Raw genomic sequence first — 15,118 nt, 5'->3', positions numbered from 1 at the left:
CGCCCGTTAACTTACTTTCCGTTTGCCTCTACCCACGTTGAGGCGTGCTCGCGTGCGCTCTGATCAGCCTGAAGAATATGCTCCAGATCACGCACCGACTCACTGGGCAAGCGGTTCAATGTGTTTTCGATGATAACAGGGATATCTACAAAGCCAACGCGCCCAGCGAGAAATGCCTGGACCGCAACCTCATTGGCCGCGTTGAGCAAGGCACAACTGGTCCCCCCGGCCTCCGCAGCCTCCCGAGCCAGACGCAGGCAGGGAAAACGCTCAGGGTCCGGCGCCTGGAAGTCGAGCCGGGCGGTAAGCAGCAGGTCAAGTGCGCTGACACCGGAATCGATGCGCTCCGGCCATGCCAACGCATGCGCAATTGGCGTGCGCATATCAGGGTTGCCGAGCTGGGCGAGGACCGATCCGTCGACATAATCCACCAGCGAGTGGACTACGCTCTGCGGATGCACCACCACCTCCACCTGCTCCGGGCGCGCATCGAACAGCCAGCAGGCCTCGATCAACTCAAGCCCCTTGTTCATCATGCTGGCCGAATCAACAGAGATCTTCTGCCCCATTGACCAGTTCGGATGCGCGCAGGCTTGCGCCGGGGTCACCTGAAGCAGCTGCTCGTGAGTAAAGTTGCGGAAAGGGCCGCCCGAGGCGGTAAGAAGAATGCGGCGAACTCCGGTCTGGCTCAGCCCATCCGCGAAGTGGCTGGGCATACACTGAAAGATGGCATTGTGCTCACTGTCGATCGGCAGCAGCTGCGCGCCGGAGTCCTGCACCGCGCGCATGAACAAGGCCCCGGACATCACCAGGGCTTCCTTGTTGGCCAGCAGCACGCGCTTGCCCGCCTCAACTGCCGCCAACGTCGGGCGCAGGCCGGCAGCGCCGACGATAGCAGCCATGACCACATCAACCTCGACATCGGCGGCAACCTGCGCCAATGCGGCCTCGCCAAACAGCACTTCGGTAGCCAGTCCCTCGGCAGCCAACTCAGCCTGCAGCACATCGGCCTGGACCTCATCGGCTACGACCGCATACCGGGGGCGATGCTGACGACACTGCGCCGCCAGCACACTCATTCGACTGTATCCGGTCAGCGCGAAGACCTGATAACGCTCCGAATGACGGGATACGACATCAAGCGTACTGACGCCAATGGACCCCGTCGCACCCAGAACAGTAATTTGCTGTCGGGTCACGCCAGACGGCTCCCGAGCACCAGCCAGACCCCAACATACAGCGGAATCGCAGCAGTCAGGCTGTCGATACGATCCAGCACCCCACCATGACCCGGCAGCAGGTTACTGCTGTCCTTCAGCCCGGCTTCACGCTTGAACAGACTCTCGGTCAGATCGCCAACCACAGAGATCAGCACCACCAGGGCGGCACCCGCAAGACCAAGAACAATGGATTGCAAACCCCAGCCCAGATACAGCATCGCAGCCAGCGCCAACGACAGGCTCAACAGCATACCACCGAGCAACCCCTCGCGGGTCTTGCCCGGGCTGACAGCGGGCAGCAGTTTGTTGCGGCCAAAGGCCTTGCCAGCAAAATAGGCGCCGATATCAGCACCAAATACCAGCACAGCGAGCCCCAGCAGCATCCACAAGCCATGCTCCTGAGCCCGCAACCAGACCACCCCTGCCCAGGCTGGCAGCAGGATCAGTAGACCAAACAACTGTCGCAGGAAACTACCACGCCACAATCCGCTACCGTTCGGGTAGCGCAAAATCATAACCGTCGCCATGCACCACCAAACCAGCGCCGGTGCAACAAAGAAGATGATGGCAGGCGCATCGCGATACAGCCCAACCATGAACAGGCCGAGGGTAGCCGCATAGACGACCCGGCCGCCTTGACGACTTTCGCCGCACAGTCGCATCCACTCCCAGGCAGCCAACATCACCACCGCGCCGATAAACGCCGCAAACCAAGCACCCTGCAAGCCGACAAAGCCTGAAACGGCAATCACCGCCAGAATGACACCTGTAATTACCCGTTGCTTCAGCATCAGGACTCCGCCGCAATTTGCTCGCTGGTTTTGCCGAATCGGCGTTGACGACCCGCGAAGTCATGCATCGCATCGCGCAGGGCTGCCTGCTTGAAGTCGGGCCAGTAAAGGTCGGAGAAATACAGCTCGGCGTAAGCCAGCTGCCACAACAGGAAGTTGCTGATGCGCTTTTCGCCCCCGGTACGAATACACAGATCCGGCAGCGGCAGACCCGAAGTGCTCAGGCGCTGCTCAATAGCCTGCTCGTCAATGGAGCTCGGCATGCGTTCGCCACGCGCCACATCCTCAGCCAAGCTTCGGGCCGCCTGCGCCATATCCCACTGCCCACCATAATTGGCGGCCACAACAAGGGTCAGACGGGAGCAATGCGCCGTCTGCTGCTCAGCGTCGGCCATTGCCTGCTGAATGTCGCGCGAGAAGCGACTGCGATCACCAATGATACGCAAGCGCACGCCGTTCTCGCCCAGCTTGCGAACTTCACGGCGCAGCGCGCCGAGAAACAGCTCCATCAGCGCACCGACCTCTTCCTCGGGGCGCTGCCAGTTTTCACTGGAGAAAGCGAACAGCGTCAGTACTTCGACCCCGTCTTCGACGCAGACCTCGATCATCGCCTTGACGGCATCGACACCCGCCTTATGTCCGGCGACACCGGGCATAAGGCGCTTGCGAGCCCAGCGATTGTTGCCATCCATGATGATAGCAATATGACGGGGAACCACGGCCGGGCTTCCAGCAGGATTTTTTTTGTTCATGGGGAAGCGGGTCACCAATGGCCTCAGATGGCCATCAGGTCCTTTTCTTTCACTTCCAGCGCCTTGTCGATTTCGGCGATGAACTTGTCCGTCAGCTTCTGCACGTCGTCCGCCGCGCGGCGCTCTTCGTCTTCGCTGATTTCCTTCTCTTTCTGCAGATCCTTCAGCTGGCTCAGGGCGTCACGACGGATGTTACGCACCGCTACGCGGCCACCCTCGGCTTCTGCCCGAGCCTGCTTGGTATACCCCTTGCGAGTTTCCTCGGTCAGCGCCGGCATGGGCACCCGAATAGTGGTGCCGGAGGTAGCCGGGTTAAGACCCAGATCCGACGTCATGATGGCCTTCTCGACGGCCTGAATCATGCCCTTGTCGAATACGCTCAGCGCCAGCGTGCGCGAGTCTTCAACGATAACGTTGGCGACCTGACGCAGCGGCGTATCGGAACCGTAATAAGACACCATGACGCTGTCCAGCAGAGCCGGGTGAGCGCGACCAGTACGAATCTTGGCGAACGCATGTCCCAGCGCTTCGACGGACTTCTTCATGCGCTCCTGCGCGTCTTGCTTGATTTCGTTGATCATTACTCAACCCTCAATCAGTGTTCCTTCGGCGCTGCCAACAACTGCATTGAGCAACGCGCCTGGTTTGTTCATGTTAAACACCCGCAGGGGCATATTGTGGTCACGGATCAGGCAGATTGCCGTCAAGTCCATAACTTCAAGCTTGAGATCCAGCACCTGGTCATAGCTGAGCTTGTCGAAACGCTCGGCGTTCGGATCTTTCATCGGATCAGCGTTATACACGCCATCTACCTTGGTCGCCTTGAGCACCAGATCGGCATCGACCTCGATACCGCGCAGACAGGCTGCCGTATCGGTAGTGAAGAAGGGGTTACCCGTGCCGGCGGAGAATATTACCACGTCACCACCAGCGAGGTAGCGCATCGCCTTGCGACGATCATAATGCTCGGTCACGCCTTCCATGGTGATGGCTGACATCACACGCGTCTGGATATTGGAGCGCTCAAGCGAGTCGCGCATCGCCAGCGCATTCATTACCGTCGCCAGCATGCCCATATGGTCACCGGTAACACGATCCATACCAGCAGCGCTGAGCGCCGAGCCACGGAACAGGTTGCCACCACCAATAACCAGGCCAACCTGAACACCAATCCCGATCAGCTGACCGATTTCCAGCGCCATCCGATCCAGCACCTTGGGATCGATACCGAAGTCCTCGGTTCCCATCAGCGCTTCACCGCTGAGCTTGAGAAGAATGCGCTTGTACTTGGGTTGGCGGCTACTGGGCACCTGGGCCATGTCTGAATCTCCTGGACTGGAAGGGAGAAATACTCAACGAGTTTCACCCAGACCACGCGGGCGCAAACTTGTTCAGTATTTCTTGAAAAAGAGGCTTCACGCCTGCGCGGGAAGCCTCTCGGATCAACCTTGTCGCCCCCACCGAACAGCAGGGACGGTGCACTGGTCAGCGTGCACTATAGCGTATTACTGCTTGGCAGCAGCCAACTGGGCAGCAACTTCGGCAGCAAAGTCGGTTTCGGCACGCTCGATGCCCTCACCCACTTCGAAGCGCACAAAGGAAATCACTTCAGCACCGGCTTTCTTGGCCAGCTCGCCAACCTTGACGTCCGGATCCTTGACGAAAGGCTGCTCAACCAGGCTACCTTCGGAAACGAACTTGTTGATACGACCCTTGATCATGTTCTCAACAATGTTTTCCGGCTTGCCGGCGATCTTGTCAGCATTCAGAGCCAGGAAGATTTCCTTCTCTTTGGCAATCGCTTCTTCAGACACCTGAGAGGAATCAAGGAACTGCGGGTTGCTGGCAGCAACGTGCATGGCGATATCACGGGCCAGTTCTTCGCTACCACCATTCAGGGTAACGACAACACCGATGCGGTGACCGTGCAGGTAAGCACCAACTACATCACCTTCAACGCGGGTCAGGCGACGGATGTTGACGTTCTCGCCTGTCTTGGCAACCAGCGCCTCACGCGCAGCTTCCTGATCAGCGATCAGCGGTGCAGCGTCGGTGTAACCAGCCTCAACAGCCTTTTCCAGACTGGCAGCAACGAACGCCTTGAAGTCGTCCTGAAGAGCCAGGAAGTCGGTCTGAGAGTTGACTTCGATGATGACCGCGGACTTGTTGTCAGCCGCGACCTTGACAGCGATGGAGCCTTCAGCAGCGATGTTGCCGGCTTTCTTGGCTGCCTTGATGGCGCCGGAAGCACGCATGTCGTCGATTGCCTTTTCGATATCACCTTCAGCGGCAACCAGTGCCTTCTTGCACTCCATCATGCCCTGACCGGTGCGCTCGCGCAGTTCTTTGACCAGTGCTGCAGTAACTTCTGCCATGGATTCTTCCTCACATAACTGGATTAGTTCCTGCTTCCGATAATCAGCAGGAAGCAACAAATCATCTTGCGGTAAACACATTGCAAAAAGGGGGCATCGCCCCCTTTTTGCTACGGCAACAAATCAGCCGTATGCACCTTAGCCTTCAGAGGCTTCCGGAGCAGCTTCTTCTACGAACTCGTCAGCAGCACCAGCGTCGCCTTTGCCGCGCATTACTGCGTCAGCCATGGCAGCAGCGTACAGCTTGATGGCGCGGATGGCGTCATCGTTACCGGGGATAACGAAATCAACACCGTCCGGGCTGCTGTTGGTATCAACAATGCCAATAACCGGGATACCCAGCTTGTTGGCTTCGGTGATCGCGATGCGCTCGTGCTCGACGTCGATAACGAACAGAGCATCAGGCAGACCGCCCATATCCTTGATACCACCCAGGCTACGATCCAGTTTTTCCAGATCGCGCGAACGCATCAGCGCTTCTTTCTTGGTCAGCTTGGCGAAAGTGCCGTCCTGAGACTGAGTCTCCAGGTCACGCAGACGCTTGATGGACTGACGGATGGTTTTGTAGTTGGTCAGCATGCCGCCGAGCCAGCGGTGATCAACATAGGGCTGACCAGCACGGCTCGCTTCATCAGCAACAATCTTGCTGGCAGCGCGCTTGGTGCCAACGAACAGAATCTTGTTCTTGCCAGCAGCCAGTTTTTCCACAAAGCTCAGAGCTTCGTGGAACATCGGCATGGTCTTTTCCAGGTTGATGATGTGAATCTTGTTACGAGCGCCGAAAATGTACTTGCCCATTTTCGGGTTCCAGTAACGGGTCTGGTGGCCGAAGTGCGCACCGGCCTTCAGCATGTCACGCATAGAAACTTGGGTCATGATAACTCCAGTAAGTCGGGTTGGGCCTCCACGCATCCCAGCATCCAACCCCGAAGGGCACCCAGGACACCGTGTCGATACGTGTGCGGTTTTTAAGGTAAATGCCGAGCGAATCTGACGACTCTTTTCTCAGCGGGGCGCTTTATACCATATCGCCAGATGCGAATAAAGCACTGCCGGGTGGCAGGCGACACACGGCCCGCTCAACAGCGCCGCGCAGGTCTGATAGAATCCCGTGTTTGTCCACTGTCGCCAGCCGGCGCCCAATCAAGAGAATCCAGCCATGACCGTTACCATCAAGACCGCCGAAGACATTGCCGGCATGCGGGTTGCCGGCCGCCTCGCGGCCGAGGTTCTGGAAATGATCGGTGAGTACGTCAAGCCAGGTGTCACCACCGACGAACTCAATACCCTCTGCCACGACTACATCGTCAACGTCCAGAACGCCATTCCGGCCCCGCTCAACTACGGCGGCGCACCCGGTCGCATGCCCTTCCCCAAGTCCATTTGCACCTCCATCAATCACGTGGTCTGCCACGGCATCCCGAACGACAAGCCGCTAAAGAATGGCGACGCGCTGAATATTGACGTCACTGTGATCAAGGACGGCTACCACGGCGATACCAGCAAGATGTTCATGGTTGGCGAGGTAGCCGAGTGGGTCGAACGCCTGAGCCGCGTCACCCAGGAGTGCATGTATAAAGGCATCGAAGTAGTACGCCCTGGCGCCCGCCTCGGCGACATTGGCGCAGTCATTCAGGAGCATGCCCACGCCAACCGCTACAGCGTGGTGCGCGAGTACTGCGGTCACGGTATCGGCAAGGTGTTCCACGAGGAGCCGCAGATTCTGCACTACGGCCGCGCTGGCACCGGCATGGAATTGCAAGAAGGCATGACCTTTACCATTGAACCGATGATCAACCAGGGCCGCCCGGAAACCCGCCTGCTGGGCGACAACTGGACAGCGATCACCAAGGATCGCAAGCTCTCTGCACAGTGGGAACATACCATTCTCGTCACGGCCGACGGTTACGAAGTGCTGACCCTGCGTAGCGACGAAACCTTCCGCTAACCGGCGACTGATTCGCTGTCCGGCCAAACCGACCTGCCGAGGAACTGAAATGATGGATGACGCGCTTTTCGATCCGGGCCAGTTCCAGGCAGAGCTGGCACTCAAGAGTAGCCCCATAGCCGCCTTCAAGAAGGCCATTCGCCAGGCCGACACACTGATCGCTCAACGCTTTCAGGAAGGGCGCGATATTCATCAGCTGATCCACGAGCGCGCCTGGTTTACTGATCAGATATTGCAGCAGGCGTGGGCACGGCTGCCCTGCGCTGGTGACCCGGGCATCGCCCTGCTGGCGGTCGGTGGTTATGGGCGCGGCGAGCTGCATCCGCACTCGGATATCGACCTGCTGATCCTGTTGCGCGGCGACGCCGAACCGTTCCGCGAGTCGATTGAGGCCTTCCTCATGCTGCTCTGGGACGTCGGTCTGGAGGTGGGCCAGAGCGTACGCAGCATCGAGGAGTGTCAACACGAGGCCCGCGCCGACCTGACGGTGATTACCAACCTGATGGAGTCGCGCACCCTTGCAGGCGATGAGGCCTTGCGTCAGGACATGATGCAGGCAATCGATACCAGCCACATGTGGACTGACGCGGAGTTTTTCCGCGCCAAGCGTGCCGAGCAACACGCCCGGCATGCCAAGTTCAACGACACCGAGTACAACCTCGAACCCAACGTCAAAAGCTCACCCGGCGGTCTGCGCGATATCCAGACCATTGCCTGGGTTGCACTGCGCCATTTCGGCACCAACGATCTGAGCGAGCTGGTACAGCAGGGCTTTCTGAACGAGCCCGAGTACCGCATTCTCGATTCCGGGCGCGCCTTTCTGTGGAAAGTCCGCTTTGCCCTGCACACACTGGCCGGGCGCGCCGAAGACCGTCTGCTGTTCGATCACCAGCGCGCCCTTGCCAAGGTGCTGGGCTACGAGGGAACCGACAGCAAGCTGGCGGTCGAGCGCTTCATGCAGAAGTACTACCGGGTGGTGATGTCACTGTCCGAGCTGAACGATCTGCTGATGCAGCACTTCGAGGAAATCCTGCTGCGTAACGCCGAGGCGGCGGATATTCGCCCGCTCAACAGTCGCTTCCAGGTACGCAACCATTACATTGAGGTAACCAACCCGAACGTTTTCAAGCGTACCCCATTCGCCATCCTTGAAATTTTCCTGCTGATGGCCCAGCACCCGGAAATTCGCGGCGTGCGCGCCGACACCATCCGCTTGCTGCGCGACCATCGCCACCTGATCGATGACGACTTCCGCAGTGACATCCGCAATACCAGCCTGTTTATCGAGCTGTTCCGCTGCAAGGAAGGCATCCACCGCAACCTGCGGCGGATGAACCGCTACGGCATTCTCGGCCGCTACCTGCCCGAGTTCGGCAAGATCGTCGGCCAGATGCAGCACGACCTGTTCCACATTTACACGGTCGATGCGCACACCCTGAATCTGATCAAGCACCTGCGTAAACTGAACCGCCCCGAATATCAGGACAAGTACCCCCTAGCCTGGCGTATATTCTGCCGCCTGCCCAAACCGGATCTGCTTTACATGGCGGGGCTGTACCACGACATCGCCAAGGGCCGCGGCGGCGACCACTCCGAGCTAGGCGCGGTCGACGCCGAACTGTTCTGCACCCGCCACCACCTGCCAGCCTGGGATACCCACCTGGTCAGCTGGCTGGTGGAAAACCATCTGCTGATGTCCACCACCGCCCAGCGCAAGGACATTTCCGACCCACTGGAGATTCACGACTTTGCCACCCGGGTCGGCAACCAGGTGCGACTCGACTACCTCTACGTGCTGACCATCGCCGACATCAACGCGACCAACCCGACGCTGTGGAACTCCTGGCGCGCGTCCTTGCTGCGCCAGCTGTATACCGAGACCAAGCGCGCCCTACGCCGAGGCCTGGACAACCCGCCGGACCGCGAAGAGCACATCCACCAGACCCAGCAGGCAGCACTCGATATTCTGGTGCGCAACGGCATCGAGGAAGAGGATGCTGAGGACCTCTGGTCAGAGCTGGGTGAGGACTATTTCCTGCGCCACACTGCCAGCGATGTGGCCTGGCATACCGAGGCGATCGTCCAGCACAACGACCGCCATGGTCCGCTGGTGCTGATCAAGGAAACCGCCCAACGCGAATTCGAGGGCGCCACTCAGATCTTCATCTATACCCCGGAGCAGAACGACCTGTTCGCGGCGACGGTGTCGGCGATGGATCAGCTCAACCTGAGCATTCAGGATGCGCGCATCATTACCTCGACCAGCCAGTTCAGCCTGGACACCTACATCGTGCTCGATTCCGACGGTGGCTCCATCGGTGAAAACCCCGAACGGATCCGCCAGATCAAGCAGGGGCTGGTCGACGCCCTGTCCGACCCGGACGCCTACCCGAGCATCATTCAGCGCCGCGTGCCGCGTCAGCTCAAGCACTTTGCCTTTGCGCCCGAGGTCACCATTTTCAACGACCCGAGCGGCCTGCACACCATTTTGGAGTTGAGTGCACCGGACCGGCCCGGCCTGCTGGCGCGCATGGGCCGCATCCTCCTCGACTTCGACATCAGCGTGCAGAACGCCAAGATCGTTACCTTGGGCGAGCGCGTGGACGACGTATTCGTCATCACCGACGCCAACAACCAGGCACTGTCGGACCCGCAGCTGTGCGAGCGCCTGCAGCAAACCATTATCGACACACTCAGCAGTACCCAGCCGACCGGCCAGGAGTACAGCAGCCCTATTGCCATCGGCCCCTGAGGACACCGCATGAATCACGACCTGCAGCGCCTGCAGCCCTACCCGTTCGAAAAGCTGCGCGCCCTGATCGCCGACGTCACCCCGAACCCGGCCCTGCGCCCGATCTCGCTGTCGATCGGCGAGCCCAAGCATCCGTCGCCGCCGTTCGTGCTGCAGGCGCTGGCCGACAACCTCAATCAGGCAGCGGTCTACCCGACGACTCAGGGCAAGCCCGAACTGCGGCAGAGCATTGCCGACTGGCTGACCAAACGCTTTGCGCTGACCAGCGGCAGTCTGGATATCAACAGCAATGTCATTCCGGTCAACGGCACCCGTGAAGCGCTGTTCTCCTTTACCCAAGCACTAATCGCCCGTGACCCGCAGGGCTTGGTGGTCAGCCCCAACCCCTTCTACCAAATCTACGAAGGGGCGGCATTTCTGGCCGGCGTTGAGCCGCACTACCTGGCCTGCGACGGCAGCAACGGTTTTATCCCGGATTTCAGCGCCGTCCCGGCTAACGTCTGGCAGCGCTGCCAGTTGCTATTTATCTGCACGCCCGGAAACCCGACCGGTGCGGTCACTCCACTGGACACCCTGCAGCAGTTGATCAAGCTGGCCGACCAGTACGACTTCGTCATCGCCTCGGACGAGTGCTACAGCGAAATCTACGCCCCGGACGGCCCCGCGCCGGTCGGCCTGCTGCAAGCCTGCGCCGCCATGGGCCGTGACGACTACGCCCGCTGCGTGGTGTTCCACAGCCTGTCCAAGCGCTCCAACCTGCCGGGGCTGCGCTCAGGCTTCGTCGCTGGCGACGCCAGCCTGCTCAAGCCGTATCTCACCTACCGCACCTACCACGGCTGCGCCATGCCGATCCACAGCCAGATCGCCAGCATCGCCGCCTGGAATGACGAGGCCCACGTAGCCGACAACCGCGCCCAGTATCAGGCCAAGTTCGACGCTGTTCTTGCCATTCTCCGCGACGTGATGGAAGTGGAACGGCCCGACGCCGGTTTCTACCTGTGGCCCAAGACCCCCATCGACGACGAGACCTTCACTACCCGCCTGCTGGCCGAGCAGAATGTCGCCGTGGTGCCCGGACGTTACCTGTCACGGGAAATTGATGGTTATAATCCCGGCGCCGGACGGGTCCGCATGGCGCTGGTCGCCCCGCTGGACGAGTGTATTGAAGCGGCCGAACGCATCCGCGACTTCATCAGGAGCCTGTAAGCCATGATTACCCTGTACGGCATTAAAGCCTGCGACACCATGAAAAAGGCTCGAACCTGGCTCGATGAGCACGGTGTCGACTACCAGTTTCACGATTACAAGACGCAAGGCATCGACGCCGAACGGCTGCAAGCCTGGTGTGCCGAACACGGTTGGGAAGTCATCCTCAACCGCAAGGGCACCACCTTCCGCAAGCTTGACGACGCGGACAAGGAAAACATCGATACAGACAAGGCGGTTGCGCTGATGCAAGCCAACCCCTCAATGATAAAAAGACCGGTACTGGATATCGGCTCGCAGCGCCTGGTCGGCTTCAAGCCGGAGTGGTACGCCAGCGCGTTTGAATCCAATGCATAGCACTAGCATCAAAGGAACCGCCCCATGAGTGAATGTTTCAGTCTGGCCTTTGGCATCGGCACCCAGAACAGCGCAGGTGATTGGCTGGAGGTGTTTTATCCGCAGCCCCTGCTCAACCCCGGCAACGCCCTGATCGACGTGATCAAGGCCGAGCTTGGTTACGCCGAAGGCAACCAGGCAATCGGTTTCGCCGCCAGCCAATGCGGCGCACTGAGCCAGGCACTGAATGCGGCCGGTTTCAGCGAGCAAGCGGCACTGGTGGCGCAGATGGCCGACAGCAGCCGTCCGCTGGTCGCGACCGTACTGGCCAGCGACGAAGCGCCCAGCTCCACCCCGGAAGCCTACCTCAAGCTGCACCTGCTCTCGCACCGCCTGGTCAAGCCGCACGGCGTGGTACTGGCCGGCATCTTCCCGCTGCTGCCGAACGTCGCCTGGACCACCCAGGGCGCCATCGACATCAACGAACTGCCGCAGCGCCAGATGGCCGCGCGCATGAAGGGTGAGTCGCTGGTCGTGCACAGCATCGACAAGTTCCCGTCGATGACCGACTACGTGGTCCCGGCCGGCATCCGTATCGCCGACACCGCCCGTGTACGTCTGGGCGCCTACGTGGGCGAAGGCACCACCGTCATGCACGAAGGCTTTATCAACTTCAACGCCGGTACCGCAGGCACCAGCATGGTTGAAGGCCGTATTTCTGCGGGCGTGTTCGTTGGCAAGGGTTCTGACCTGGGCGGCGGCTGCTCCACCATGGGCACCCTGTCCGGCGGCGGCAACATCGTCATCTCCGTTGGCGAAGGCTGCCTGATCGGCGCCAACGCCGGTATCGGTATCCCGCTGGGCGACCGCTGCACCGTTGAAGCCGGTCTGTACATCACTGCCGGTATCAAGGTGGCACTGCTGGACGACGCCGACAACCTGGTCGAAATCGTCAAGGCCCGCGACCTGGCCAACCAGTCCGACCTGCTGTTCCGTCGTAACTCGCAGACTGGCGCCATCGAGTGCAAGACCAACAAGAGCGCGATTCAGCTGAATGATATGCTGCACGCCCACAACTAATCGCGTTGTGGGAGCTGCAAGCGGCAAGCTATAAGCGGCAAGCAGTCCGCGAAGAGGCCCGTACCGGTGATCGGTTCGGGCCTTTTTTATAGCTACAAGCCTCAAGCGGCAAGCTACAAGCTACAAGCAGTTCGAGTGACGGGAGTTATCAGCGCTATAACCTGCAAGCGTGCTGGGGTAAGCCTGAAACCACAAAGCGCTTTTTGCTTTGGCTTTCGGCTTGTAGCTTGAGGCTTGCAGCTCGCTTTGCGGGCTAGCGCAGCAACCGCTGCACCGCCTGCGCCGCAGCCACCATGCCGAAGGTAGCGGTAACCATGGTCACAGCACCGAACCCACCGGAGCAGTCCAGACGTACGCCCTCACCGACGAAGGATTTCTGGGTGCAGACGCTGCCGTCGGGTTTGGGGTAGCGCAGTTGCTCTTTCGAGTAGACGCAGGGTACGCCGAAGCTGCGTTTGCTGTCGGCACGGGGGAAGTTGTGATCGCGACGCAACAGTGAGCGGGCCTTGGCAGCCAGCGGGTCGTTGACCGTTTTCGAGAGGTCTGCCACGGTGATTTGCGTCGGGTCGATCTGCCCGCCAGCCCCACCGGTGGTAATCACCGGGATCTTCCGGCGGCGGCACCAGGCAATCAGCGCGACCTTGGCGTTGACGCTGTCGATGCAGTCCACGACGCAATCGATGTCATCGGTAATCAGCTCAGCCAGATTATTCGCCGTCACAAAGTCCATCACCGCATGCACCTGGCACTCCGGGCTGATCGCCCGCAGACGTTCGGCCATCACCTCGACCTTGGGCTTGCCGACCTGACCGTCCAGCGCGTGCAACTGCCGATTGACGTTGCTGACACAAACCTCGTCCATATCGATCAGGCTGATGCGACCAATACCGCTGCGGGCCAGCGCCTCGGCCACCCAGCTACCCACCCCACCGATACCCACCACCACAACATGGCTGACGGCCAGACGCGCAAGCGCCTCCGTACCATACAAACGGCCAATTCCAGCAAAACGGGGGTCTTCGGTGATCACGGGGCATCCTCCTGCGGCCGCACAGTATACGGCAACAGGCAAAAAACTCGGCCTGAATTATTGATAACGCTTATCATTTGCGTAAAATACCCGAATTCACAACATCGATACGCAGCATGAACCCGGTCCACTCCCTGCTGGAACTCTACCTTCGCCATCGCACCGACCTGATCGACTACGCCCAGCCCATCGTCCGCAGCAGAGCCCAGGCAGAAGACATCGTGCAAGAAGCCTGGCTACGCTTCAGCCGCCAGAGCAGCGCGCGGCGCATGGATAACCCGGTCGCCTACCTGTATCGCATCGTGCGCAATCTCGCAGTAGACAGTAGCCGGCGGCAGCAGATCGAAAACACTCAGCCGGATGGCGATGCGCTGCTCGACAGCCTGCCCTCGGCACTCGGCCAACCCGAAGCGATTGCCCAGCATCAGGACACATTAAAACGAATCGAGGCGGGCCTGAACTCCCTGCCAGAACGCACCCGACGCGCCTTTCTCTTGCACCGCGTGCATGGACTCCGCTTCAAAGAGATCGCGGCAGAACTGAGCATATCCACTACCCTCGCCCACCAGCTGGTGCATACTGCACTGCTTCATTGCATGCAGCAGGTCAACGATGACTGAGCCATACGCCAAAGACAGCCCGGACGCCGCTGCCGCTGACTGGCTCCTGCGACAACAGCAGGCTCCGGACGACCCTGCGCTGCACGCTGAACTACAGAAGTGGCTGCAGCAAGACCCAAACCACTGGCGGTCATGGCAACGCGCTCAGCAAGTCTGGCAGCTCACGGCAAGCCTGGCGCCGCTGCCGCAGCCAGGCCATTCCAGGCAACGCCGCTGGCGCTATCCGTCAGCACTTGCGGCCAGCGTTCTGCTAGCCATAGTCATCAGTCAAAACCTAGTGCACAAGCACCCGCAATACCACAGCGATAGCCAACCCGAACAGATTACTCTGACCGACGGCACCCGCGTATTTCTGGATGCTGGCACCGAGCTGGATGTCAGTATGGCCGACGACAGCCGCCAGCTCGAGCTGCACAAGGGCCGCGTATTCCTGCAAGTCAGCCCAGACGCCAGCCGCCCGTTTCAGGTGTCCACGGATGACCTGACCGTCACCGTCACCGGCACCGCCTTTCTGGTAGATACCGATACCAGGCGCAATGCTGTTCAGGTTCGCGAGGGGCAAGTCAGAGTGGTCCACCCGGACGGACCAGAGGTTACGCTCAATGCAGGCCAGCAGCTTGCCGCCAACCAGTGCCGGCACAACTGCGTCAGTACAGTGGACAGCACCCAAATTGCCGAGTGGCAAAGCGGCTACCTTACGGTTCAGGACCAACCGCTGACCAGCGTGCTGGCGGAGCTGGGCCGATATCAGTCCGGATACCTGTGGCTGCGCAGCCCGGAGCTCGGCCAGAAGCGGGTTACCGGCCGGTTCAAACTAGACACTCCGGATGCAGCCTTACGTGCCGTTTTAGGCCCCTACAATGCCCGTATCAACAGCGTTTCCCCCTGGCTGACCATCATCAGCGACTAATTTTTTCCCACATTGCTGAAAAAACGCGGCACTCACACGTCACACCTTTGCAAACGCGAATCATTATCAATAGAAAGATTCAAAAGGGAGCCGTGTCT

At 60.0% G+C, this 15,118-nt stretch carries 15 protein-coding genes; 7 read left to right on the top strand and 8 right to left on the bottom strand.

What is annotated here, in order from left to right:
* Window positions 1–11: 11 nt before the first annotated feature.
* The 7 genes from ispC to rpsB all read right to left on the bottom strand — a co-directional run bounded on the left by ispC (window position 12) and on the right by rpsB (window position 6,014).
* Complete coding sequence (ispC, locus tag ACKPCU_RS07230) at window positions 12–1,199, bottom strand: 1-deoxy-D-xylulose-5-phosphate reductoisomerase (protein ID WP_321351004.1); 1,188 nt, start codon at window positions 1,197–1,199, stop codon at window positions 12–14.
* Window positions 1,196–2,011 (bottom strand): phosphatidate cytidylyltransferase, encoded by an 816-nt coding sequence (locus ACKPCU_RS07225; protein ID WP_104736969.1) that lies wholly within the window; start codon window positions 2,009–2,011, stop codon window positions 1,196–1,198. Before ACKPCU_RS07225 ends, ispC begins: the two co-directional genes overlap by 4 nt.
* Window positions 2,011–2,763, bottom strand: a complete 753-nt coding sequence (uppS, locus tag ACKPCU_RS07220) for a polyprenyl diphosphate synthase (protein ID WP_321351001.1) — start codon at window positions 2,761–2,763, stop codon at window positions 2,011–2,013. Before uppS ends, ACKPCU_RS07225 begins: the two co-directional genes overlap by 1 nt.
* 23 nt (window positions 2,764–2,786) lie before the next feature.
* Window positions 2,787–3,344: a ribosome recycling factor gene (gene frr, locus ACKPCU_RS07215; protein ID WP_321350999.1), complete on the bottom strand. Its 558-nt coding sequence runs from the start codon at window positions 3,342–3,344 to the stop codon at window positions 2,787–2,789.
* A gap of 3 nt (window positions 3,345–3,347) precedes the next feature.
* Window positions 3,348–4,082 (bottom strand): UMP kinase, encoded by a 735-nt coding sequence (pyrH, locus tag ACKPCU_RS07210; RefSeq protein ID WP_104736966.1) that lies wholly within the window; start codon window positions 4,080–4,082, stop codon window positions 3,348–3,350.
* A gap of 186 nt (window positions 4,083–4,268) precedes the next feature.
* Window positions 4,269–5,138: a translation elongation factor Ts gene (gene tsf / locus ACKPCU_RS07205; protein WP_321350996.1), complete on the bottom strand. Its 870-nt coding sequence runs from the start codon at window positions 5,136–5,138 to the stop codon at window positions 4,269–4,271.
* A 138-nt stretch (window positions 5,139–5,276) separates the two neighbouring features.
* Entirely contained in the window at window positions 5,277–6,014 is a 738-nt protein-coding gene (gene rpsB / locus ACKPCU_RS07200) for a 30S ribosomal protein S2 (protein ID WP_321350994.1), read from the bottom strand.
* Window positions 6,015–6,297: 283 nt separating this feature from the next.
* Here rpsB and map point away from each other — a divergent pair, with 283 nt between their 5' ends.
* Genes map through dapD form a run of 5 tightly spaced genes read left to right on the top strand, consistent with a single transcriptional unit; the run spans window position 6,298 to window position 12,460 of the window.
* Window positions 6,298–7,086, top strand: coding sequence for a type I methionyl aminopeptidase (map, locus tag ACKPCU_RS07195; RefSeq protein WP_321350992.1), 789 nt, complete (start codon window positions 6,298–6,300; stop codon window positions 7,084–7,086).
* A 52-nt stretch (window positions 7,087–7,138) separates the two neighbouring features.
* Entirely contained in the window at window positions 7,139–9,838 is a 2,700-nt protein-coding gene (locus tag ACKPCU_RS07190; RefSeq protein ID WP_229744360.1) for a [protein-PII] uridylyltransferase, read from the top strand.
* Between the two features lie 9 nt (window positions 9,839–9,847).
* A complete protein-coding gene (gene dapC, locus ACKPCU_RS07185) occupies window positions 9,848–11,044 on the top strand; it encodes a succinyldiaminopimelate transaminase (RefSeq protein WP_321350989.1) in 1,197 nt (398 codons plus the stop codon).
* 3 nt (window positions 11,045–11,047) lie between these two features.
* Window positions 11,048–11,401 (top strand): ArsC family reductase, encoded by a 354-nt coding sequence (locus ACKPCU_RS07180; RefSeq protein WP_321350987.1) that lies wholly within the window; start codon window positions 11,048–11,050, stop codon window positions 11,399–11,401.
* Window positions 11,402–11,425: 24 nt separating this feature from the next.
* The gene (gene dapD / locus ACKPCU_RS07175; protein WP_321350985.1) at window positions 11,426–12,460 is read left to right on the top strand and encodes a 2,3,4,5-tetrahydropyridine-2,6-dicarboxylate N-succinyltransferase; all 1,035 of its coding nucleotides are present in this window, start codon (window positions 11,426–11,428) and stop codon (window positions 12,458–12,460) included.
* Window positions 12,461–12,713: 253 nt separating this feature from the next.
* On the opposite strand, the gene tcdA is transcribed toward dapD, so the two are convergent.
* Window positions 12,714–13,490 carry a tRNA cyclic N6-threonylcarbamoyladenosine(37) synthase TcdA gene (tcdA, locus tag ACKPCU_RS07170; RefSeq protein ID WP_321350983.1) on the bottom strand — a complete coding sequence of 259 codons (777 nt, stop codon included), beginning with the start codon at window positions 13,488–13,490 and terminating at the stop codon, window positions 12,714–12,716.
* Between the two features lie 116 nt (window positions 13,491–13,606).
* Here tcdA and ACKPCU_RS07165 point away from each other — a divergent pair, with 116 nt between their 5' ends.
* Together ACKPCU_RS07165 and ACKPCU_RS07160 are read left to right on the top strand one after the other, a co-directional pair.
* On the top strand, window positions 13,607–14,110 hold the full coding sequence (locus ACKPCU_RS07165; RefSeq protein ID WP_321350981.1) for a sigma-70 family RNA polymerase sigma factor: 504 nt from the start codon (window positions 13,607–13,609) through the stop codon (window positions 14,108–14,110).
* On the top strand, window positions 14,103–15,020 hold the full coding sequence (locus ACKPCU_RS07160; RefSeq protein ID WP_321350979.1) for a FecR family protein: 918 nt from the start codon (window positions 14,103–14,105) through the stop codon (window positions 15,018–15,020). Before ACKPCU_RS07165 ends, ACKPCU_RS07160 begins: the two co-directional genes overlap by 8 nt.
* The last annotated feature ends 98 nt before the right edge of the window (window positions 15,021–15,118 follow it).

Source organism: Halopseudomonas oceani, assembly GCF_963677335.1.
GTDB classification, from domain to species: domain Bacteria; phylum Pseudomonadota; class Gammaproteobacteria; order Pseudomonadales; family Pseudomonadaceae; genus Halopseudomonas; species Halopseudomonas oceani.
This window is presented reverse-complemented; position numbering and strand designations above follow the sequence as displayed.